The sequence below is a fragment of the Pseudomonas sp. FP2254 genome (genome assembly GCF_030687695.1).
Classification (GTDB): domain Bacteria; phylum Pseudomonadota; class Gammaproteobacteria; order Pseudomonadales; family Pseudomonadaceae; genus Aquipseudomonas; species Aquipseudomonas quebecensis.
This window is the reverse complement of record NZ_CP117444.1, coordinates 2706221-2728473: the sequence shown is the minus strand read 5'-3', so window position 1 is coordinate 2728473 and position 22253 is coordinate 2706221. Positions and strand designations below refer to the sequence as shown.

At 56.1% G+C, this 22253-nt stretch carries 26 protein-coding genes; 24 read left to right on the top strand and 2 right to left on the bottom strand.

Translation table 11 applies throughout. The annotated features are described in order from the left end of the window. Positions 1–258 precede the first annotated feature (258 nt). The 12 genes from PSH94_RS12545 to PSH94_RS12495 all read left to right on the top strand — a co-directional run bounded on the left by PSH94_RS12545 (position 259) and on the right by PSH94_RS12495 (position 11038). On the top strand, positions 259–1008 hold the full coding sequence (locus tag PSH94_RS12545) for a hypothetical protein (protein ID WP_305437657.1): 750 nt from the start codon (positions 259–261) through the stop codon (positions 1006–1008). 113 nt (positions 1009–1121) lie between these two features. After that, on the top strand, positions 1122–1352 hold the full coding sequence (locus PSH94_RS12540; RefSeq protein WP_213569617.1) for an AlpA family transcriptional regulator: 231 nt from the start codon (positions 1122–1124) through the stop codon (positions 1350–1352). A 4-nt stretch (positions 1353–1356) separates the two neighbouring features. Further along, a complete protein-coding gene (locus tag PSH94_RS12535; RefSeq protein ID WP_305437656.1) occupies positions 1357–2199 on the top strand; it encodes a ParA family protein in 843 nt (280 codons plus the stop codon). 85 nt (positions 2200–2284) lie between these two features. Beyond that, positions 2285–2494, top strand: a complete 210-nt coding sequence (locus PSH94_RS26110; protein ID WP_370694749.1) for a hypothetical protein — start codon at positions 2285–2287, stop codon at positions 2492–2494. Between the two features lie 14 nt (positions 2495–2508). Then, positions 2509–4092, top strand: coding sequence for a ParB family protein (locus PSH94_RS12530; protein WP_305437655.1), 1584 nt, complete (start codon positions 2509–2511; stop codon positions 4090–4092). After that, a complete protein-coding gene (locus tag PSH94_RS12525) occupies positions 4089–4637 on the top strand; it encodes a DUF2857 domain-containing protein (protein ID WP_305437654.1) in 549 nt (182 codons plus the stop codon). Before PSH94_RS12530 ends, PSH94_RS12525 begins: the two co-directional genes overlap by 4 nt. Beyond that, a complete protein-coding gene (locus PSH94_RS12520) occupies positions 4634–5821 on the top strand; it encodes an STY4528 family pathogenicity island replication protein (RefSeq protein ID WP_305437653.1) in 1188 nt (395 codons plus the stop codon). Before PSH94_RS12525 ends, PSH94_RS12520 begins: the two co-directional genes overlap by 4 nt. 144 nt (positions 5822–5965) lie before the next feature. Beyond that, positions 5966–6721, top strand: a complete 756-nt coding sequence (locus PSH94_RS12515) for a PFL_4669 family integrating conjugative element protein (RefSeq protein ID WP_305437652.1) — start codon at positions 5966–5968, stop codon at positions 6719–6721. After that, on the top strand, positions 6718–7236 hold the full coding sequence (locus tag PSH94_RS12510; protein WP_305437651.1) for a DUF3158 family protein: 519 nt from the start codon (positions 6718–6720) through the stop codon (positions 7234–7236). Before PSH94_RS12515 ends, PSH94_RS12510 begins: the two co-directional genes overlap by 4 nt. Continuing rightward, positions 7233–7700, top strand: coding sequence for a single-stranded DNA-binding protein (locus PSH94_RS12505; RefSeq protein ID WP_305437650.1), 468 nt, complete (start codon positions 7233–7235; stop codon positions 7698–7700). The genes PSH94_RS12510 and PSH94_RS12505 overlap by 4 nt, the downstream gene beginning before the upstream one ends. Before the next feature lie 207 nt (positions 7701–7907). After that, positions 7908–8918, top strand: a complete 1011-nt coding sequence (locus PSH94_RS12500) for a hypothetical protein (protein ID WP_305437649.1) — start codon at positions 7908–7910, stop codon at positions 8916–8918. A gap of 152 nt (positions 8919–9070) precedes the next feature. Then, positions 9071–11038, top strand: a complete 1968-nt coding sequence (locus PSH94_RS12495) for a DNA topoisomerase III (RefSeq protein ID WP_305437648.1) — start codon at positions 9071–9073, stop codon at positions 11036–11038. A 43-nt stretch (positions 11039–11081) separates the two neighbouring features. Here PSH94_RS12495 and PSH94_RS12490 read toward each other — a convergent pair whose 3' ends face one another. Further along, complete coding sequence (locus tag PSH94_RS12490) at positions 11082–11339, bottom strand: hypothetical protein (RefSeq protein ID WP_048392840.1); 258 nt, start codon at positions 11337–11339, stop codon at positions 11082–11084. A 208-nt stretch (positions 11340–11547) separates the two neighbouring features. Between PSH94_RS12490 and PSH94_RS12485 the strand changes: the two genes are divergently transcribed. The 12 genes from PSH94_RS12485 (at position 11548) to PSH94_RS12430 (ending at position 21111) form a co-directional block, all read left to right on the top strand. After that, complete coding sequence (locus PSH94_RS12485) at positions 11548–11889, top strand: helix-turn-helix domain-containing protein (protein ID WP_048392839.1); 342 nt, start codon at positions 11548–11550, stop codon at positions 11887–11889. A 903-nt stretch (positions 11890–12792) separates the two neighbouring features. After that, on the top strand, positions 12793–13374 hold the full coding sequence (locus PSH94_RS12480) for an STY4534 family ICE replication protein (RefSeq protein ID WP_305437647.1): 582 nt from the start codon (positions 12793–12795) through the stop codon (positions 13372–13374). A 70-nt stretch (positions 13375–13444) separates the two neighbouring features. Continuing rightward, on the top strand, positions 13445–13702 hold the full coding sequence (locus PSH94_RS12475; RefSeq protein WP_305437646.1) for a hypothetical protein: 258 nt from the start codon (positions 13445–13447) through the stop codon (positions 13700–13702). Between the two features lie 98 nt (positions 13703–13800). After that, a complete protein-coding gene (gene radC / locus PSH94_RS12470; RefSeq protein WP_305437645.1) occupies positions 13801–14295 on the top strand; it encodes a DNA repair protein RadC in 495 nt (164 codons plus the stop codon). A 52-nt stretch (positions 14296–14347) separates the two neighbouring features. Then, complete coding sequence (locus PSH94_RS12465; protein ID WP_212796467.1) at positions 14348–15091, top strand: ABC transporter substrate-binding protein; 744 nt, start codon at positions 14348–14350, stop codon at positions 15089–15091. Positions 15092–15197: 106 nt separating this feature from the next. Beyond that, positions 15198–15740: a PilL N-terminal domain-containing protein gene (locus tag PSH94_RS12460; RefSeq protein ID WP_305437644.1), complete on the top strand. Its 543-nt coding sequence runs from the start codon at positions 15198–15200 to the stop codon at positions 15738–15740. Next, positions 15737–16411 carry a chemotaxis protein gene (locus PSH94_RS12455; RefSeq protein ID WP_305437643.1) on the top strand — a complete coding sequence of 225 codons (675 nt, stop codon included), beginning with the start codon at positions 15737–15739 and terminating at the stop codon, positions 16409–16411. Before PSH94_RS12460 ends, PSH94_RS12455 begins: the two co-directional genes overlap by 4 nt. Before the next feature lie 9 nt (positions 16412–16420). Continuing rightward, the gene (locus tag PSH94_RS12450) at positions 16421–17140 is read left to right on the top strand and encodes a TIGR03759 family integrating conjugative element protein (protein ID WP_305437642.1); all 720 of its coding nucleotides are present in this window, start codon (positions 16421–16423) and stop codon (positions 17138–17140) included. Further along, entirely contained in the window at positions 17122–17664 is a 543-nt protein-coding gene (locus PSH94_RS12445) for a lytic transglycosylase (protein ID WP_305437641.1), read from the top strand. The genes PSH94_RS12450 and PSH94_RS12445 overlap by 19 nt, the downstream gene beginning before the upstream one ends. Continuing rightward, positions 17661–18176 carry an integrating conjugative element protein gene (locus PSH94_RS12440; protein WP_212796472.1) on the top strand — a complete coding sequence of 172 codons (516 nt, stop codon included), beginning with the start codon at positions 17661–17663 and terminating at the stop codon, positions 18174–18176. The genes PSH94_RS12445 and PSH94_RS12440 overlap by 4 nt, the downstream gene beginning before the upstream one ends. Positions 18177–18185: 9 nt before the next feature. Beyond that, on the top strand, positions 18186–20291 hold the full coding sequence (traD, locus tag PSH94_RS12435) for a type IV conjugative transfer system coupling protein TraD (protein WP_305437640.1): 2106 nt from the start codon (positions 18186–18188) through the stop codon (positions 20289–20291). 88 nt (positions 20292–20379) lie between these two features. Continuing rightward, a complete protein-coding gene (locus tag PSH94_RS12430; RefSeq protein ID WP_305437639.1) occupies positions 20380–21111 on the top strand; it encodes a TIGR03747 family integrating conjugative element membrane protein in 732 nt (243 codons plus the stop codon). A gap of 49 nt (positions 21112–21160) precedes the next feature. Here the strand turns inward: PSH94_RS12430 and PSH94_RS12425 are convergent, their stop codons facing one another. Then, the gene (locus tag PSH94_RS12425) at positions 21161–22147 is read right to left on the bottom strand and encodes a hypothetical protein (protein WP_305437638.1); all 987 of its coding nucleotides are present in this window, start codon (positions 22145–22147) and stop codon (positions 21161–21163) included. Between the last annotated feature and the right edge of the window lie 106 nt (positions 22148–22253).

Below are 22253 nucleotides of genomic sequence, written 5' to 3'. Positions count from 1 at the left end.
GGTCAAAATCATGCGATGCAAGCTTCGCGTTGATGTGCAGACAAAAAAAGAAGCGCTCACAATCATTTTTTTGCTAGCCATTAACGACCAATAAAGTCAATATAGCGACCTTGAATTTTTACGCTCTTATCGGAATTTTTGGTAGGTGGAACGACCTCACCAAGCGAGGAATCCAAAAGAACAGCAGCTTCCGTCTGCTTGTTGATAAAGAGATGCTTCGCGGGAGGCCTTCTCCACGGGAATGGAGGTCCGTCCTATATGCCTGAGCATACGTTTGATCGTAATACTAAAATCTTCTATAGACCTATTGACGCAGCATTACGGTGGTGCAACCTCATTTATCACGAAGCAGAGATAGTTCAAGCCGATGAGTTCTGCCCGGAGAAACTTGGAAAACTCTTTCCACAATGGCCGTGTTTACGTGTGACCACTGAAGCAATTTACGACGCAGTGCGTAATGGAGAGTTGCCTTATGGGTGTCTTGGCATTTCCGTTCCCATAGGAACTTACGTGGAGCCCTACCAATTAACCATACGCCACTCTGACTTGCGTCGCTGGATGCAGACTCACTATCCCGACCAAAAGCCTAGCTTTCTGTTTGAGCCCAGCAAAGATCATGATGAAAAAGTTAGCCTAGGGGCGTTCCTTGCACTTAAAGCCGATCGAGACACTGTTCTGCGGGAGCTGAATACACTACAGGAGCACCATCAAACCCTCTTGAGAGATCTTCAAGCGATCGGGTTAGAGCGGGATGAACTCAATGCGTTGGTCAAAACGCACGACCACGTCAGTGAGCGTAGCGAAATTACGTATCAAAATATCATTGGCGTTTTAGTCAGCCTGCTCTTGGGCCATTCACCCGCAGGTAAGCCTCTCTCCGTGTTCAAAAACCAAGCCGCAATCGTCGATGCAATTCTCGCGCGCTACAGAGACGTGCCCGGTCTTAGCAAACGAACGCTGGACGAAAAATTTGCCGCGGCCAACCGTAGCCTCAAAAAACACACGTAATCGATGCGTTGCGCTGCAATCCCTCAGATTGCAACGCAATGACTCCCAGCCACTTCTGCTATTCAATTCAGGTCACTTCCCTCACGCGCCAATTAACGCCAGGAGTGACCAGCATGTCCAGCCAAGCCTTCCCCATCGCTGAAATGCCTCAACCGCAGATCGAGCGTCACATCATGCGGCGTGAGGAGGTGGAGCGTAAAACCGGCTTCAAGCGTGCACACATCTACAGCTTGATGAAGGAAGGAAAATTCCCCCAAGCCAGACGCATTGGACTTCGCGCAGTCGGCTGGGACTCGCTGGAGATCGAACAATGGATCAATCAGCGTTTGGCGCAGCAGGCCTGATGCCATGCGTGTGGTATCAGTGGTGTCTACCAAAGGTGGAGTGGGCAAAACGACAGTAGCCGCCAACCTCGGCGGTCTGCTGGCGGATGCCGGTCTACGCGTCCTATTGCTCGATTTAGATAGCCAGCCCACCCTCTCCAGCTATTACGCGTTGAGCCAGAAAGCTGTTGCCGGGACGTACGAGCTCATTGCACTCAACTTAACAGCACCTGCACAGATTTTTTCCAGGACCGTGATTGCAGGGCTCGATCTCATCATCTCCAACGACGCTCAAGGCCAGTTGAGTACATTACTGCTGCACGCCCCTGACGGGCGATTACGGCTGCGCAATTTGCTCGACGATTTTCGCCCCCGTTACGACCTACTTTTGATCGACACCCAAGGCGCACGTAGCGTGCTGCTGGAGATGGCCATCCTCGCCTGCGATATCGCCCTCTCCCCCATCACACCGGAAATGCTAGCCGCCCGCGAACTACGCCGCGGCACTTTGAGGCTTTTCAGTGAACTCGAACCATTTCGTCACCTGGGTATTACGCTGCCACCGTTGCGACTGCTGCTGAACCAGGTAAATAGCGTCCGAGTAGACACGCGAATGATCATCCGTGGCCTGCACGAGTCCTTCGCTGGAGCTCCCAACATTTCTGTTCTAGACACCGCAGTTCCAGACCGAGTGGCTTACCTCAATGCCGCCTCCCTTGGTCTACCAGCCCACCGAATCGAGACTCGCCAGTCACATGAACGACGCTCGCAATCAGCGCTGAAAACCATGCAAGCGCTGGCCATCGAGTTGTTTCCGGAATGGCGCGAGGCGATTTCTAGGGTGAGCAGATACGCAGAGGTTCGATAAGGCGAATACCGAAACCGGTATTTCTCGCCAGGTCATTTTGTTTGTTCAACCTCAAGGCCAACAGCGTTTGGCGAGGAGTCTTTTGATGTTGGATCAGTTTCCCATCATCGTTCAGCCATCCATTCGACAAGATCATCCGCCTAGCGAGGAATATTGCACCGTGGTCTTTCGCCTGCAGCGTGGGCGCTCGGCCATGGGTCGGTTTCTCGCGGAACTGTCTCGGCATTTCGAAGGCTCGGGTACAGCCGAGATCGTTAAGTTCGAGGTCGGTGACCATTTGCGTAGCCGGCGTTAACTGAGGCTATTCAAATGAAGAAACTCAGCCAGGAGGAGATCACCGACAAACTTCACCAGGACCATTTTCCTCGGTGGCCAGAATTGGAGCGACTGTCCGATCCAGTCATCGACACCCCCATGCTAGTCACGCTGGAGCAGTTGCGGCCCTACGAACACAACCCACGCTTCATCCGCAATCCGCTTTATGACGATATAAAAGCCTCGATCCGTGAGCGCGGGCTGGATCAACCGCCGCCGATTACCCGCCGCCCGGGTGAAACCTATTTCATAATCCGCAACGGAGGTAATACGCGCTTGGCAATTCTCGGCGAGCTGTGGCAGGAAACCCGCGACGAGCGTTTCTTCCGCATCCATTGCCTGTTTCGACCGTGGGCCAATGAAATCACCGTCCTACTCGGTCATTTGGCCGAAAGCGACCTGCACGGTCAGCTCACCTTCATCGAACGCGCTCTGGCAGTGGCCAAACTCAAGACCATGCTTGAATCAGATGGAGCAACACTCTCGCAACGCGAGCTGGCGCGACGTCTTGCCGTTGGAGGCTATCCGATTTCGCAGTCGCACATCAGCCGGATGCTGGACACCCTTGAACATTTACTGCCAGCCATTCCACAAACCCTATACGCCGGGTTGGGCAAACCCAAAATAGAACGCCTGATCGGTCTGCGTAGCCAGGCTGAACGAACCTGGAATCGTTATCCAACTGACGCCATCGCTTTTCCCGAGTTTTGGCTCGACACCTTAGGGCAATTTGATGCCGACCCAGAGTCCTTCGACCTTGAGCGAGTCCAGGATGAACTGCTCGAACGCATGAGTCGCTTACTCGGACAGTCCTACCGCATGTTGGCCCTGGAGTTGGGCGATACCCAACGGGTTATCCAGAGGCCCGGCGTGGTCGTCACGTCCCCGCAGAACAACCTTCTGCCGAGCGTCGATGAGCCCGCGGCCGAGCCTCCCCCTTCCGAGCCGCATTCCAAATCAGCTGAAACTAGGACGCAGACCGGAACAGAGCGAGAGGAGCAGCTCACACTGCCCGAAACGACCCTGGTATCAGCAGCCAGCCCTCCGTCACGTGTCCAGCAGATCCGCGAACAGATTGATCGCGCCAATGCCTCCGAACCAGGACAGACCGTTGCAACCTGCCCGATCGACGACATCTGGATCATCGCACCAACATTGGATACCCCCGAACAACTGCGTTTAGCCATCGCCGGCTTGGCTCGGGAAATGGCGGCCTATGCCGGACATCCCGAGAGCATCATCGACCAGAAGCATGGCCTGGGCTTCGACCTCAGCATCGAGCAACTTGATCTTGCAGCGCCTCGTGCGGCCGGCGTTCACCTATTGCTCTTGGCGCTGCTGCGTGCCCAAGACAAAGTGAACTGGGAGGATCGCAAGCAATTGCCCTCAGTGCTGTTCGGGCAGCTGTTGTTGGGGGTCTATCAACTCCCGCTGACAGATCGTCCCGCCGTGGACGTAGGGCTAGAGCGACTGCCGGACAATCTGCTAATCAAACTGTATCGCCTCATTCGCTTAGCCCGGCGCCTGATCGACTTAACGCTTCCCCCTGAAGACGATTCACCAAGGGAGCTGCCATGAACCTGTCCTTCAATGTGCTCAACCAGGCCATGCTGGCCCAGGTCCTTCACGAGTTGCGCCTGGGTAATATGCAACGCTGCAAAGCACTCGGACTGGGTGAAGAGGACATCTACCTGTTGCAATCCTTACCGCCCACCACACTGTCACGTCTGGCCCATGCCACCGTCCCCTGGGTTGAGGTCAAGATTGATTCTCCGGTGTTGCATCGGTTGATCGACCAGGCCGAACGCGACGAACAGAACGAGCACTTAATCAACCGAGCGCTAAAGCTCGGTGCCAGCAGTACCATCATGTATCAGTGCTTCGGCTTGGCGCATTCGGAAACCGCCCTGCGCCGACGTCTGCTCAAGATAGAAACCCGCAAGGGCCGCCCCCAGAACTTGAGCGAAGCGCAGGAGCATGCGCTCTGGCAGCGTTGGTGCCAACTACGCGATCAGGACGGTGCTGAGAATCAGCTAGACGCTATGATGATGTTGGCGGAGGAACAACAGATCAGCTTGACCATCGTTTGGCAGCAGATCGACCATTACAGCAACGGAAAATGAACACTGCCGCTTCCAGTCGCTGGCAGCGTGTTCTGCAGCAATGCACCCAACAACTAAGTGAACGTTGGCCCGCACGCCCCACCACTGAATATCCTTCCAACCAGGCCCTGCAGGCGGGCTTTTTGTTCAGCGGCCAATCTCACGAAGTCGTGCCGCGTCGCTTGCTGCTGGATAGTCGGCTAACGCCATTGGAACGGAATGCCTGGCAGGTGTTTCGACTCATACTACACGGTCAGGGCGTGGTAACACCGCGCTATGAAGATCTGCAGCCTTATCTGTCAAGCGTGCCCTACGGCGCGTCAGCCTCCCGTGAGACCATCGCTCGCGTCTTGACGATGCTCAGGTTGACGCGCTGGCTTAGCTTGGTGAGTCGTGGCCGCGATCAGCTCAACGGGCGCCTACAAGGTTCTCTGTACGTTCTGCACGATGAACCGTTAACGCCCGCCGAAGCCATGGAGCTGGATCAGGACTACCTGGAGCTGGTCGGACATGCCCTCTCCCATGCAACCAAGGCTGTGCGAATTGTCGCTCGGCATGTTTTGGAAGAAATTCGTCAGGACACCGATGTCGATTTGGGTCGACTCCCCACCCGGATCGACAGTTGGAGTGACCATTGGACAAAACAAGGATTGGATCAGGCGACCGATGAAGCGTTACACGATTCAGAACTGGGTGGCGGTCACCGCGTTCGGAATCGTGTGGAACCTCGTTCGGATTCCGAACCGGGTCTGAACGCCAAGGTTTCCGGCACCGTTCGGAATCCGAACACTGCCTGTACTGTATTAAAAGAAAGTATTTGTACTGTACCGCGCGCGACCCCAGCGGTGGACAACCTGCACTGGCCTGATCCGCTGCACCTGAGTCCGAGCGAGCGGCAGGCCGTCACCATGACGCTGAACAAGCTTAAACCAGCGGATCGGCAGGCAGTGCTCAACGAAGCGGGCGCGCGATGTGCGGCAGGCAGCGTTCGCAAACCGGCGGCATATCTGATGGGTCTTATTCAGCGAGCGCTGAAAGGCGATTTCCGCCCATGGGCAGGTCAGGCTGAATCGTTACCCATGGGAGAACCGCTACCCGCCCCTTCACGCCCACCTAGAAAACAGGGCCAACCCGCCTCTGTCCTCGCCCAAGCGTGCCTGGATGAACTGCGCCAGCTGCGTGGCAAACGCACTGGACGTCAGTAGATTTGATGCCACTGGCATCAGTGTCGAGCGTCCCGAAAATCAACCGTCTCGAACCAAAACGAACAGTCCGCATTCAGCTTTCCGGCTGTCCTTGACACTCATCTGTCGCAACGTCCCCGTCCAAGCCTATGCGAGGACAACACCGTGGCCGATCACTATCAACTCAACCTGGGTTCATTGCGCAGCAGCATTACCCTGACCCTGCATACCCACCACGCCGCCCGGATCTGGCAGGGCCGGACCGCACGTGAAGGCGTGCACTCAATCATGGGCATGGCCGGCTACATCAGTGTCACCAACCTGATCAAACAAACTGCGGCCCAGGACGACCCCTATGCCGATTGGGCGATCGTGCAGCTCGAAGAAAAATTGATGCAGGCCAAAGCTGGGATGCTGGAACTGACCCAGCAGTTGGACCGGATCAGACAAGACCTGCCGACGCAGATCGACATGAGCGATAACCTCAATATCCACCCCGTCACCTTACCCTTGTACATTGGCAGTCAACTGGGATTTCTCGCCGTCTACCTGCTGACTGACTACGACACGCTGGTGCGGCATACCCTGTTGGCCCATCACACCGCCTTGATCGGTCGTCGGGACATGGAAGCCTGGATCGACGACGGCGCCCATCTGCTGCGCAGCCTGTTCGGTCAGGCGCAGCGCTATCGGCATGCTGGAGTTACCCGTGATGACATGGCGGCGAACAACGCTCGTGCTCTGGCGGCCATGGAAAAGTTTGGGTTACCTCCTATGGACATTCTTGAGGGGCATCGCCGCTCCCAGTTCGCGCCACCCATCATTCGTCGTGGTGCTGTGGCAGTGGATGACGCTGATGCGTTGATAGAGGACGCGGTAGCCCCATCTGCGGCAGTGAATGGGCCGGAGGACGAAGCATGAGTCCCATGACACCCGCTCAACCAATGCCCCTCGAAGTATTAACACCGGATGCCTATCGACAACTCGAACACGCTGCCTCCCTAAAAGGCCTTTTAAAACCATTTAAGGGTAAGGGGGAGTTGGAACATCTGGCGCAGATGGCGAAGGAAATCGAGGCGAAGTTATGTCACCTGATGGAGGCTGTGGTGCAGCAAGCCGGACAACCGCCTTACTCACTGCTGGGTATTCGATTGGTGCTGCAGAACACCAGCGCGAGCAGCACCTTTTTGCGTTGGCGCACCCGTGACTTCTCTCGTATGGGCGTTGCGGTCTGGGAACGCCAAGTCTCCAACAAGGCCTTGCCGCAAACCATACGCGAGGGATTGCACCGTTTCGAATGCGAGCGCATTGCGCTGAACTTGCAGATGAGCGTGGTGCATTCGCTCTACCGCCAGGCATCGACCTGCGCGATCAAAATGGCCAGTGCCGAACGACTACTGCGCCAACTCACAACCGCAGTGGAGGTATCAGGATGAGTACTTTTTTTGTCGGCGAAGGCAACATTGGCAGTGCGCCAGAGTTTCAGGAGTTTCCATCAGGTAATGACGAGCCACGGCGTTTGCTACGGCTGAATGTGTACTTCGACAACCCGGTGCCACGCGAGGGTAGCTATGAAGATCGGGGCGGCTATTGGGCGCCAGTTGAGCTCTGGCACCGCGAGGCTAAACACTGGAGTACGCTGTACCAGAAAGGTATGCGTGTGTTGGTCGAAGGCCGGACAGTGCGCGATGAGTGGGAGGACGCCGAAGATAACGCCCGGGTGACGTTCAAAATCGAAGCCCGTCGAGTCGGCATCCTGCCTCATCGCGTGCAGAACGTGGTCATGCGGGAACGATCCAGTGAACAGACGACGGCTGCAAAACAGGTCGAGCAAAGTGCAGAGCGGACCAACAATCAGAGTTCGTCAGCGACCTCAAAACCCAGAAAACGTAAAGAGTAATTGGTCAATAAATGATGTAATTAGGTATGTAATTGCGCCCCTGCGCGATACAACAGTACGAGGTACCATTGCCCCATCGACATCATGCAATGGATACGCACTGTGGGACTGCTTGCCTATAGGTGGGATGGGACACCCGTTGTCTCGGTATTCCTAACGGACGAAGAATGGAAAACCGAAGCACTGAACAAATCCCGGGATCTCTTCATGCCCGAGACCAAAAGCCGAGCGGTGCTCAAGGTCTCACGGCTTGGGCATCGTTTCTTTTCCCACAAGCCAGGTGAGCGCAAACTCAGTCAAACAGGCGGCGAAAGCGATGATCATGTCATGCTTAAAATTAAAACGCTTTTTGCTGCCACAGCCGCGGGTTGGTCTGCACTTCCTGAGCAGTCAGGGGTAACAGCTTCCGGCAAATTCTATCGGGCTGACGTTCTTTGTACTCATCCGAATGGCAAGACCAAGGTGGCTGTCGAAATACAACGATCAACACAGCGTGATGTCGACTACGAGGAGCGTCAGAGAGTCTACGTGGAAGCAGGTATTCGCTGTATCTGGATCGACATTTCCAAGAAAGCGTATCGTCATCACATCAGCAAGCCAACCAAAGCACTTCCTCGATTTGAGTGCAAGCGTCAGTCTCCCGACAGTACTGGCACCTACCTCGTATCCATCGAAAAGCAAGACATCGACTTCCCTGAATTTATTCAAGGAGCACTCACGGGAAAACTCAGATTCATTGAGCACGAAGTGAATACCTCCCTTCACCACATCAGAATCCATCGAAAGCGGTGCTGGAGCTGCAAAATTCACATCTGTTTACTAGACCCGGAATTTACTGAGAATCTAGTACGGCAGATGCCGAAAATCGTCTCCACGATCCATCGCAAGACCACGCACATTCAAGATATGTGCAGGATCAAGCTGATTCACTTCAAAAAAAGAGGAGTCAAAGAGCACGTCTCATGCTGCCCACACTGTGGTATTGCGCAATCCTATTCTGAACTGGACCACAGGTTTGAATTGGCTGATCACGTGGCGTTTCTCGCCATTGCCCGACCTACCGGTCTTTTACCCAGAAGGTTCTGGTCTTGGGAGACTCACCCGAAACTTGAAATGCTTCCGGTCCCAGGAGCCGCATTTCTTATCACAGGAGAGCCTGACGACGACTCCGCATTGCTTGAGATCCTGCGCGAAAACCTTAAAGGGTGCCATTGGTAAAATCTGTACTTATTGATGACTGCTGACCTGGCAGTTTTCCGGTTCTTGGCTTCCCGTCAAAATTAATATGGGTAACTTAGCAATCCGGTTTCCCATATCTCGCCATTACTGTTTCCAACAACGCTGCTCCGAACTCAATCCGGAGCAGTTCTATGCGCCTCTTTCTTTGCGAGAAACCTTCCCAAGGTCGTGACATCGCCAAGGTTCTCGGAGCCAACCGGCGCAGTGATGGCTGCCTGATCGGACCCGAAATAACCGTTACCTGGTGTGTCGGCCACCTGCTTGAGGCCGCCCCACCCGAAGCCTATGGCAAGCATCTCAAATCCTGGTCACTGGACCACCTCCCGATCATTCCCAAGCAATGGCAGGTCGAGGTCAAGCCCAAGACAGCGGCACAGTTCAACGTCATCAAACGTCTGCTCAGCGAAGCTCGCACCGTTGTCATCGCCACCGATGCCGATCGAGAAGGCGAAATGATTGCCCGCGAGCTACTGGAACTCTGCAATTACCGAGGCCCCGTTCAACGCCTCTGGTTGTCGGCACTCAATGAGGCGTCGATTCGCAAGGCATTGTCCTCGCTCAAGTCTGGTCAGGAGACTTTTCCACTCTACTACTCAGCCCTCGCCCGCAGCCGGGCTGACTGGCTGATCGGCATGAACCTCAGTCGTTTGTTCACCCTTCTCGGACGGCGAGCGGGCTACGAGGGCGTATTGTCCGTTGGACGCGTACAGACACCCACCTTGCGTCTGGTGGTCGATCGAGATCGTGCAATTGCCAGCTTCGTCTCGGAGCCCTACTGGGAAGTGGATGTGCACCTGTCCTCAATGGGACAACCATTCATCGCGTCGTGGTTACCACCCAGCTCAGGGAGTGACGAGGCCGGCCGTTGCCTAGAGCAGGCGCTTGCCAGTCAGACCGTCGAAGCGATCTTCAGCAGTAAAACCGCCACAGTACTCTCGCTGCAGACTGAGCATTTCCGCGAAGCGCCACCCCTACCCTTCGACCTGAGCACACTGCAAGAAGTCTGTTCACGCAAGCTGGGGCTTGGCGTTCAAGAAACCCTGAACATAGCCCAAGCCCTATATGAAACGCACAAAGCCACCAGCTATCCGCGCAGCGATTGCCGCTATTTGCCAGAGAGTATGTTTAACGAGGTACCCACAGTTTTCGATGCCCTGCTCAAAACGGATCCCGCACTACGGCCTGCGCTCGGAAGCCTCGATCAATCATTGCACTCCCGCGTTTGGAACGATGCCAAGGTCACCGCGCACCACGCCATTATCCCCACCAGCGAGCCGGCGAACCTTGCGCGGATGTCCGAACAAGAACGCCAAGTCTACGAACTGATTCGCAGCCACTACCTTGTGCAGTTTCTTCCACATCATGAGTTTGATCGGACCCACGTAGAACTGGAGTGTGGTGAAGAACGACTGACCGCCGTTGGCAAACAGATCCTGGTTCAGGGTTGGAAAGGTTTGCTCTACGAAAACACCGAGGAGGATGAGCCCAATCAAAAGGCCCAAGCTTTACCAGTCTTGCAACAGGGTACTCATTGCGCCGTGGACGACGTCGAACTCAAGTCCATGCGCACCGCCGCTCCCAAAGCGCTGACCGAGGGCGATCTGATCAAGGCCATGAAAAATGTGGCCACGTTGGTCAACGATCCACGCCTGAAACAGAAACTTCGGGAAACCACCGGTATCGGTACCGAAGCCACACGAGCCGGCATCATCAAGGGATTGATTGATCGTGGTTATTTGCTAAAGAAAAAACGCGCCTTAATAGCCTCGGCGGCGGCCCATACCCTGATCGAGTCGGTACCCGTTGCAGTCACTGATCCGGGTATGACCGCGATCTGGGAGCAGGCTCTGGACGAAATCGAAGCGGGACGTCTGAGCCTGGATGCGTTCGTCGCCAAGCAAGTGAATTGGATAGCGCAGCTGGTCGCAAGCTGCGGCTCACTTACTTTAGCCATGCCTATCGAAGCCGGTCCGGTCTGCCCCATTTGCGATGTCTCAATGCTCAGGCGTAAGGGAAAATCAGGGCCGTTCTGGTCATGCTCGCACTATCCGGACTGTAAGGGCACTGTGCCCATCAGAAAAGATACGCGTCGCCCGTGACGCGCCATTGGAGATCAATATGAGTGTTGGGGCGATGTAAGGGTCAGTGCATCATTAACGGCGGCTGATCCCTCTCCAACTCACTTAGTGGTTGTCCAATTTCACGGGCCAAGGCGAGACCTGTCGCAATCCATATCTGCCCCAATTCGTTGAACGCTTCCAGGTGAGCAGGATCTTCGTTGAGCCAATGGACAAGGCTGTCGAAATGCTCGGAATTCTCAGGGCAATCATGAATCTTGATGAACAGCTCCAGTGTTCGCTCCCAGATCCGATCCATAACATCCTTGCTCTCCTCTTCCATGCTCAACCAATCCTCAGCTTGTCCTTATCAGACCGTTCATTCTCAATGGCCATCTTGGAGTCTGACCCTGGAGGAACAGAACCCTCGTCGCATTACACAGCTATTTCAGCCAATATAGCAACCTTATAAGTCTATACACAACCTTTAAGGATGTTCATGTCAACGGGTCTTTGCTCAACCATTCGGGTTGAACTGGAGAACTCATCACTTGGCACATAAACATCCGACCCAAGCCCAAATCGGGCGCATGATCGCTAAGCACCGAACCCAGCGTAATCTGACCCAGGAAGAGGTGGCTGAACGCCTGGGGATTGGCAGTGAAGCCATCTCGCGCCTGGAGCGAGGCGTGGTGGAGCTCTCCGTGGTCAAGCTGATGCAGTTAGCAGATATTTTCGACTGCCGGATGGATGAACTGCTGACGGAGTCGAGCAATCGCCCCAATGACCAAGGCCAGATGATCGCGGGTTTGCTGCGTGGACTGAAAGAAAGCGACCGTGCCTTTATCCTGGCTACTGTCGAACAACTGGCTGCTCATCTCGCCAACAAATGAGCTTATGCGCTGGTATTCGATATCCGGGCCTTTGAGGGGAGGCTCTCTGCCTTGACGTCATCTCCCCCTCTCTGCTGTAGTGCCTCAGGATCATCGCCAACGGCGACCCAAGACCGATTCGCTCCGGGTAGCTCGGTCGAACTCCTTGAGTTCGGAGCCTTCTCTTCTGCGGAATTCCGTTCCCGTTTTGTGCTCGACCGGATCAATGTGGCGGATGACCACTGTTGCCTCTGCCAGGCATCAGCGGTCATCCGCTACGGCGATCGCATTCAGTCCCGGAGCCCGCCGGGGAAACACTGGGCACCCTTTGTGCGCGGATGCGTGCCAGCATGTTCCGACCCAGGCCACGACAAGGGTCGGTTGGCGAATCATGGCTCAGTTAAATCAAGTTTTGCGAGGAGCTTGTCGACTGCGTCAGACCGCCTAAGGTGGCTTTTCTGTTCCTCGCCTGGCACCCCGTCAGGCCCGCTCTTCATTTTTTTCATTCCAATAATGTCCACTGTATTCCGACTATAAAAAATCAGCTTGCGGCGTCTTGACGCCCCCCTGTGACAGGCTTATACAAAGGGCGTGGTTCGCTGTCGTTGACAGCCCAGCCCAGGTAGCTTGAACCTTCAAGGCTACGCCACGCTTGTGGTGGTTTACCCAAGTGCGATCAGCATTCGGAGGCTCGCACGATTACCGCCTCAGCGGTGATGAATGCCCACTATCCCCAGATCCGCTGACCACTACTGCGGATCCTCTCCTGCTGCATCGCTATTCCCCAGGCGCATCGTTCGGATCGTCATCGGCTTGCCGGCGGCGTGTCGTTCATCGCTCGCCTTCACCTTACCCACCCTGACGGGGCTCACTTCCCCGTCAGGGGCTGTGCGTCTCCGTTTTTCCCTTGAAAGGAGAACCACCATGGCCCACGCCAACCAATCCCAAGAAGCGACCACTTACTTCAACCTGCACACCGTCGGTATCGGCTACCTCAACCGTGTCCGCGAAGTACAAGTCCGTCGCGGCCAGCCGTTCATGGCCTGCGATATCGCGGCTCTGCACGGCGCCACCGATGCGGTCGAGTACACCCGCTTCGACTGCAAAGTCGCTGGAGGCGAAGCTGAACGCTTGATTCGTCTCTACATGGACGCCGTCAAAACCGAGAAAAAGGTCTTGCTGTCATTCCGTATCGGCGACCTGTGGATTGACCCATTTCTCTATGAGAAAGGCGATAAACAAGGCCAACCGGGCGCCAGCCTGAAAGGTCGTCTGCTGTACATCGACTGGATCAAGGTCAACGGCACGTTCGAATACAAAGCGCCTGCCAGGCAGGAGGCAACAGCACCTGCTGAGCAAGCGCCAAATAGTGAGCCATCCCCAACGTCGGCTGATGTCGAAGCTGAGGATACCGACAACCCAACAGAGTCCAGGATTGAGCCTGAATCTACACCCACTCCCCGCACGGCCAGCCGTGTCGCCACACGTACTGTTCAGTCCGCCTGAACAATCCACGATGTTTACATCAAGGCGCTCAATCGAGCGCCTTTTCTTCAATCAGCACAGGAGAACCAACATGGAATCCTTCTGGCTTTGCGACGCCTGCCTGTTCACTGCGGCTTACGAGGACTACAGCACGTTATCGCTCTACTACACGACGGATGAGATCGAGAAACGCATCGCCGGCCTCCATCGCGGACTGGTTCGATTAATGCCCATCAGTGCCGACTTCGATTCCGAAACAGGCCGGGGAATAAGACCCCTCTCCCCGTTGCCCTGCGATGCTTGTGATTCACACCTGCACGGACAACGCCACCGATTCGCTCGGCTGTAAACAGCGCGTCATCGGGTAATGCCCGTGACTCTATATCCACCTCGGGGACTCCACTCCCTCGGGTGTGTACCCCCGGACTGTTCCCTTCGGAGGTACCCATGAGCACCCAACTCACCCTGATTGAAACCTCGGATGTCGAGGCTAATCGTATCGCCCAGGAAAATCAGCTGATCGACGAAGCGCTGAACATTCTGGATCGTTGGCTGTTCACCCGCGGCCCCAATCTGACGTCACCTGACGCCGTGGCCTCATACCTAAAACTGCATATCGCGCCACAAGAGCATGAAGTTTTCGGTGTGATTTTTCTCGATGCCCGCCATCGCGTTCTGGCATTTGAGATCCTCTTTCAGGGAAGCATCAATGGCGCCAGCGTTTACCCCCGCCAAGTCGTCAAGCGCTCCCTCACACATAACGCAGCAGCTGCCATTTTTGTGCATAACCACCCTTCGGGATGTACGGAACCCAGCCAGGCAGATCGCGTCTTGACCGCACGGTTGAAAGAGGCGTTGGCCTTGATCGAGGTTCACGTACTGGATCACTTCATCGTGGGTGAAGGTCGCCCACTTTCTTTTGCCGAATACGGTTGGCTTTAACCCTTACAGGCGCCTTCGGGCGCCTTGTTCATTTTCATCCCGGAGAATACTCATGAACTGCACCACCCAAGCCCCAGCCATGCTGGGAGCCTCGAACCCATTCGTTCGCGCCTATAACAATCTATTTATCGAACGGCTGCTGCTGATCACCTACGCGAACGCCTGCCCTCCCTGCTTTCGCTCCATACACGACTCACAAGCTCATCTACCCGATGATGCGCTGGAACCGTTCCCCTGCTTGTTCAACGATGATTTCGCCTTGATCAGCGAAGGACAATTCATTCCAGGTGAGTTGGATGAGTGCTGTCCGTCCACCGGGCTGGTGCGCCAAGTGGTTTATTCCGTAATTGGCGAGATGCTCGGCGAGCGACATCACGTCGGCGACTTGTATTCCCTTGAGGAAGCCCAAGCCATGATCCATCGCTTCAACTTCGAAACGGGGCACTACAGTCGAGCCTGGGAGATCAGTTCCGTACACCTCACTGAAGAGGCATTGCGCTACTTGGAACACCGGGCTAGCAGCTTCAACGCTGGGCCAACCGGTCTGTTGTTTGAACCCTTCGCCCTGAGAGACTGCAATGGCCTCGGGTGTAAGCTGATCGGCACGCCCTGGACCGACGAAAATCTGATGAGGATTGAAGGCGGCCCTTACACATCGCTGAGGCAGGAGCAGCTCGACGCTGGCACACCGGAGGCCCTGGTCAACCTGCTGTATCTGGCTGCATTGGCCGATGTGCGATTGTTGATCTTCGACCCCGACGCCGCCGTCTTGGATGGGCTCGCGTTTTTTGAATAGCAACGCATTCAGCGTTAACACGAGCCGCCTTGAATCAACTTTCTCACTGAATCGCTCCTTCACCTCATGTCAGGTTCTGCATTGAATCTGACATGAGGTTTTTTCAATGGAGCGTTTTTTCACGCCTGTCTGCCTGCTGGGCTTGTTGAGTGCCTGCAGCGCGCAAATCTCCACCCTATTGCCGACTAATCCAGAGACTGACGGCGGCTCTAACCGGCCCCAGTTATCGCGGAGCCGGGCCGGCGAAAGCCATCCGTCAGAGCTCCGCTATGGCCGCTATACGCTGGTCAGCACCGAGCCCACCACGGAGCAACGTGATCTTCTCGCTCAAATCATTGACGTGAGCATCCCGTCCAACCTGAATCCCTCGGTACAGGAGGCGATGCACTACGTGCTGCAGCGCTCGGGGTATTCGCTCTGCCCTGCTGCCGAACCAGTAAATATACTGTTTACCCGGCCTCTGCCCGCTGCCCATTACCGGCTCGGGCCGATTTCTTTGCGCAGCGCGCTACAAGTACTGGCTGGCCCCGCCTGGCAACTCACGATCGATGAGGTTGGCCGTTCGGTCTGCTTCGAACGGCAAAAAAATGATGCTGCCGTCGTGCGGGTCGCACCCAGCGCGCCCCATCAGCCGGAGGCACGCCCATGAAATCCACGACGTTCCAAACCCTCATTGTCGGCTCACTTTGCCTGGCGGTCTCCGGGCTCACTGGTGGTTTGTACAACCAGTCTCAACGCGTGACCGAGCTGGAAAATGCGAACGTTCAACGCTTCCAGACACTGGATACCCTGCAACGTGACTCCAACACGCTCATGGACGCACAGGAAAAGCTGCAATACGCACTGAAAGACCTGAAGCAAATGGTCGATACCGGTGAGCAACAGGCCAATACCCTCGATCCGATGTTGGATCAATGGGCGCAAGAGATACAGGAGCTACGCGACGGTCTGGCAGACCGCGCCACCGAAGCCGACATGATCGCGCTGCGCGTGCGACTTGAGCACGTCGAGCAGCAACTCCTGGACATCAAGACCCAGCCACCACTCCCACCACCACCAACGCCCTCCTCGGCTAAGCCGAATAAAGCCGCTCGCGCCAAGCCTGCCCCGCTCTCACCGCCATTCTCAATGCTGGGTGTTGAATCTCGCGGTGGCGAGCGCTTTCTGGCGGTAGCTCCTCCTGATAGTCGTTCGCTCAAGGATATCCAGTTGCTGCACAACGGCGAGCAGCTCGGCACATGGCAGTTGAAGGTGCTAGAGCCGAACGCGGCTATCTTCGCTGTGGCCACTCAGCCAGACCAGACCGTGTACCTCCCTTGAGAGGCGATCATGAACCGAACGCCACTGTCCCCCGTCGTCTGTCTCGTTTCACTGCTTAGCATGGGCGCTGCGATGAGCAACCCTGTCACGGCACCGTCACAGGACCGGGACACCCAGTCCATTCCCTTGGGACGCTCGCACTCTGAACAAGCTGCAAGCTGGGGTCTCACGGAGCAGGAGTGGATACGCTTCGAAAGGATTCAAGCCGGTCCGCGCGGTTTCTGGAGTCCGAACCTCGATCCGCTGACTGCGCTCGGCGTCGAGGCAGAGACCGACCAAGAACGCCAGCGCTATGCCGATTTACAAGTAGCGATGGAAGCCAAACGCGCCGAGCGCGAGTTGGCTTACCAAAACGCATACACCGTTGCCTGGGCCAAGCTGTTTCCCGGGCTGCTGCCGATCCAGGGCATGGCGTCCCCGCCCCCTGCCAGCTCATCGGTCGCGCCGCGCCCTGCTTTGTTTGTGGAGGACCACTGCCCGGCGTGTACCGCCGAAGCGCAACGCCTGCAAAGCAGCGACACGGAGTTCGATATCTACCTTGTGGGCAGCCAAGGCGAGGATGAACGCGTCCGTAGCTGGGCTCGGCAAGCAGACATCGATCCGTCCAAGGTTCAACGCCGGCAGATCACCCTGAACCATGACCGTGGTCGCTGGTTTAGCCTGGGTGCCCCGGGACCACTGCCTGCCACATTTCAACAGGTGAATGGACAATGGCAACGCCTAGAGTGAGTGCTATTGCGCTCCTGCTGACAGTGCTCGCCGTCCAGGCTGACGAACTTCCGCCTCCGGCCTATCAACTGGCGGCGCATGACGCCGACATCCCGTCTACGGTGCTGTTCGCGATTGCGCTGCAGGAGAGTGGTATCCGCGTCCGTGGCCGACTACTGCCCTGGCCGTGGACCTTGAACATCGCCGGAACACCCTACCGCTTCGCCACTCACCAGGCCGCCTGTCACGCCTTGCTCCAGGCGCTTGCCCAACATGACGCCAAGCGGGTCGATGCCGGACTGGGGCAAACCAACCTGGGCTACCACGGACAGCTTTTTTCCAGCCCCTGTGAAGCCCTCGACCCCGACCGAAATCTCGCCGTCACCGCCGCGCTGCTACAGAGGCATCACGCCGCCACCGGTGATTGGGTGTCAGCGGCCGGACGCTATCACCGCCCGGCAGGAGGAACGCCGGCCGCGCGTTACCGCGCCGGCTTTACCCGCCAACTCGGCAGGCTTTCCTTCAAACAGGGCACACCACCATGAAGCGACTTCCCAGTGGGTATTACTTCGCCGTGCTCTTGGCTGCGCTCGCCCAGCCGGGACTGTCGTTTGCAGAAGTTCAGCCTGGCGGTTTCACCCGCCCCCAGTTTGAAGCTTCCAGGCCGCCAATAAACAACAAGACTCAGCCTGCTCGGGCCATACATGCAGACCAATCTGCATTTGCCGATGAGACCTGGATACTGCCCGTGCGCAGCTCTCACTTGAGCCCAGGCCAGATCACAACTCGCACCCTGGACATGCCGGGCTTGCAGCCATTTTTCCTTGTCGGGGAAGATCCCCAATCGTTGGTTTGGCTGCATCAGCGTGCGACTGAACTGCAAGAAATGGGTGCGGCCGGCCTCGCCGTCGAAGTGACCGATACTGAAGCCCTGGCCCGAATTCGAGCAGCCGCGCCGGGCATCACCATCCTGCCGGTCAACGGCAACGACATCGCCACCCGCCTGCAGATAGAGCACTACCCGGTCTTGATCACCGCCACCTCACTGGAACAGTGAGTTTAGGTCATGGCCGAGCATGCGATGGAGTCCAAGCTCCGCCCCGCAGTGGAGCTGTACACCGTAGCGATCTGCATCGCCGCCGCGGTGTTGTGCGTGTACTCGCCCTGGGCCGTGGCCCTGTCACCCGAGATCGGTCTGGTTGCAGCGCTGGCCTATGCCCTGCTCGGTTTGATCCGCCTCCGACAAGCCTGGGAAGTGTTGCGCTATCGGCGCAATATCCGCCGGCTGCCTCGCTACGAGCTGACCAGCCGGCAGATTCCGGTGAGCCGCAAACGTCTGTTCATGGGCCGCGGCTTTCGCTGGGCCCGCCTGCACACCCAGCGCTTGGTTGAGGCCCAGGATCCTGCCGTCGCTCACTACGTCGACCAACCGACCCGTTACCGCCTGGCACGTGGACTCGAACGTCGCCTAGAACATGCACCGTTTCCGCTCTCGACACTGGCCCGTGTCACGGCCTGGGACAGCGCCTTTAATCCGTTGCGCCCTTTACCCCCAGTCGGTGGCTCACCGCTGTTGCATGGGGTTGAGCCCGACGAAACGGAAGTCAGTCTGCCGCTGGGTGAACGAGTCGGACATACCCTCGTGCTGGGCACGACCCGTGTTGGCAAGACGCGACTCGCCGAGGTGTATATCACCCAGGACATACACCGCGTCGAACACGAGGTAGTGATTGTCTTCGATCCGAAGGGCGATGCCGACCTGCTCAAGCGCATGTACGTCGAAGCCAAACGCGCCGGTCGAGAAAATGAGTTCTATGTTTTCCATCTAGGCTGGCCAGAAATCTCCGCGCGCTACAACGCCGTGGGACGTTTCGGGCGCATCTCGGAAGTGGCGTCGCGCATCGCTGGGCAGCTCAGCGGCGAAGGAAACTCCGCAGCTTTCCGTGAGTTTGCCTGGCGCTTCGTCAATATCATTGCCCGGGCTTTGATCGAGTTGGGCCGACGCCCAGACTACCTGCAGATCCAGCGCCATGTGGTCAATATCGACGCGCTGTTCATCGAGTACGCCCAGCAGTTTTTCGCCAAGACCGACCCTAAGGCGTGGGAGGTGATCGTCCAGCTCGAAGGCAAACTCACCGAGAAAAACATTCCCCGGCATATGATCGGACGCGAAAAGCGCGTGGTGGCCATCGAACAATACCTGGCGGCGAAACGGGTGTTCGATCCGGTGCTGGATGGACTGCGGTCAGCAGTGCGTTACGACCGCACTTACTTTGACAAAATCGTGGCTTCGCTACTGCCGCTGCTGGAGAAACTTACCACCGGCAAGACCGCCCAACTACTGGCTCCCAACTACACCGATTTAGATGATCCGCGGCCAATCTTCGATTGGATGCAGATCATCCGTAAACGCGGCATCGTCTACATCGGTCTGGATGCACTGACCGATGCCGAGGTGGCTGCCGCCGTCGGCAACTCCATGTTCGCCGACTTGGTCTCGGTCGCGGGCCACATCTACAAACATGGCATTGACCATGGCCTGCCCGCATCGAGCAGCAGCAGTGACAAGCTGCCGATCAACCTGCATGCCGATGAGTTCAACGAGTTGATGGGCGACGAATTCATCCCGCTGATCAACAAGGGCGGTGGCGCTGGCATCCAGGTGACGGCTTACACCCAGACCCTCAGTGATATCGAAGCGCGCATTGGTGATCGCGCCAAGGCCGGCCAGGTTATTGGTAACTTCAATACGTTGCAGATGCTCCGCGTACGCGAGACTGCCACCGCGGAACTGCTCACCCAGCAGTTGCCCAAGGTCAACGTACTGAGCAAGACCCTAGTCTCGGGAGCCACCGACACCTCCGATCCTGAGGCCAACACCGACTTCACCTCGTCCTCACAGGACCGTGTCAGTAGCACCAGTGTGCCGCTGATCGAGCCCGCTCATATCGTCAGTTTACCCAAGGGGCAAATGTTCTCCTTCCAGGCCGGTGGGCAGCTCTGGAAAGTCCGCATGCCGTTGCCAAAACCCTCCAACGACGATGCTATGCCCAAAGACCTGCAGGAGCTTACTCAGCGAATGCGGGCCACCTACAACGAGCAGGCGGGCCAATGGTGGACTGCCAGCGGGGGCGGCCCAACAACCAACTTCGATTTGGATCAGGTGGGGTAGCCCTACCCCACCTGGTTTCGATCCAGCAGAAAACTGTCCAGAAGGCGTCGTGACGACATCAACACTGCAGCGCGCAATGGAGTGAACGATGGCGAGTTCCGTCCGGCACACGCCGCCACAACCGGTACAGCGCCCGGGGTTGATCATCTCGGCGATCAGCCTGATCCTGCGCATAATCGGATTGCTGATCGCCTCGTTGCTGTTCTCGATCTTCATAGAGTTCGCCGGCCTGCTGCTGTTCTGGGGCGATCAGGGTTGGCGACACAGCCAGGCCATGTTGAATAGCGAATTGGGATGGCTCAGCGAGCACTTCAAAGCTTCACTCATCATCCAACAGCCTGGACAGACGATTGTCCAGTGGCTGGATTTTCTCAATCAGTGGCTGCTGGTCAAGACTGGCTTTGCGGATTTTGCCCGGCAGGCGCAGGTGTCGAGCCAAGGCAACGGCCCTTGGGGCTGGACCAATCAGCTCTACGTGAGCATTGAGGACTTCGTGCTGGCGGCGGTATATGTGACCTTTACCTTCGTGGTGCGTCTGACCATTCTGGTCCTGTCCACACCACTATTTTTGTTGGCCACGCTCACCGGTTTTGTCGATGGCTTGATGCGCCGCGACCTGCGCAAGTTTGGAGCCGGGCGTGAAAGCAGTTTTGTCTATCACCGCGCTAAACGAGCAGTGATACCCCTGCTGCTCGTGCCCTGGGTCATGTATCTGTCCCTGCCCTTTTCGCTCAATCCTATGGCCGTTTTTTTGCCTTGCGCAATGATGCTCGGAATAACCACAGCTATCACCGCGGCGACCTTCAAAAAACACCTATAGCGCCAGCGCCACTTTAAAAGTGGCGCGTTCCAGTCGTGACTCTCTCCTGTTACGGAGTTACTCTGAGCGTAGCCAAAGGACCATCTTTTAGTTCATTACGCACTTTGTACGTAACAGAATTCAACTCATCCCAGTCTCGCTGAATTTCGATTTCAGTTCCTGAAAAACGCGAAAGAGAAGAGCGCCTCAACGCATCCAATAAAGGCGCTTGTACATCACGCACAATCTGCTCCCAATACTTATCGCCCTCACCATCGTCACTAAACCCTGGAGCATGTCCATTTTTTGTCATCGAAAACACACCACCAGACATAAAACTTGCAACTCTAACACTTGGATAATGATAATTCTCAGACTCCCGCGAAACAGCCTTAAAAATAACGCCCAAAACAAATGCCGCACGAATTAATCGCACAACCAACTCGCTGGAGCTAGACGGCCTTCTAATTGCACTAGGCAAGCCCATAACCCAAGAGCCGAAAATAGATCCCGCATTAAAGTCTGCATCAAATTCAAGCGCGCGCACTTCTTTGGAGTTTCTAGGACGATAATCACAATGCCCAAAAACCATGTGCGCCACTTCATGGAAATATAATAGCAGGCACACATCCAGAGCCAAATTGGTAGCAGCCCCGCCAATTTCAGAAACGGAAGTCACACCTGGAAAAAGACTTTCTACAGAGCAACTCGAACCACCGTATTGTTTTCCAAGATGACTTGACTCACTGTCAACCTGTAGAGATATTAATTCTATCGCCACGGACAGAACAGTCGCTGGTACCCCTAAAGATATTCGGATTTCATAATTCTTGGGGACATACGCACATTTACCGACTTCCGCGTAAAAATTATCTTGACTCAGAAACCTACAAACCAATGACCAGCCAACGGGGTCTAGCCGATGAATTGCGAGCTGCTCATTCAGATACGACAATTCCTTCTCAAAATCAATACATATCTGTTTAACGAGCTCAAGCCTAGCGCCGGTCAAATTATGGGCATAGAAAACCTCGTTTATGCGTTCGGAAGAAGGCACCGCTTTTAAAAAAGGTCTTCTTTATACTTTTTGCCACCATCCCTCATAAATCCAGACTTTAGACTCATTTTTTCTACCCCCTTAGAGTATGAGTTAAACCTATACA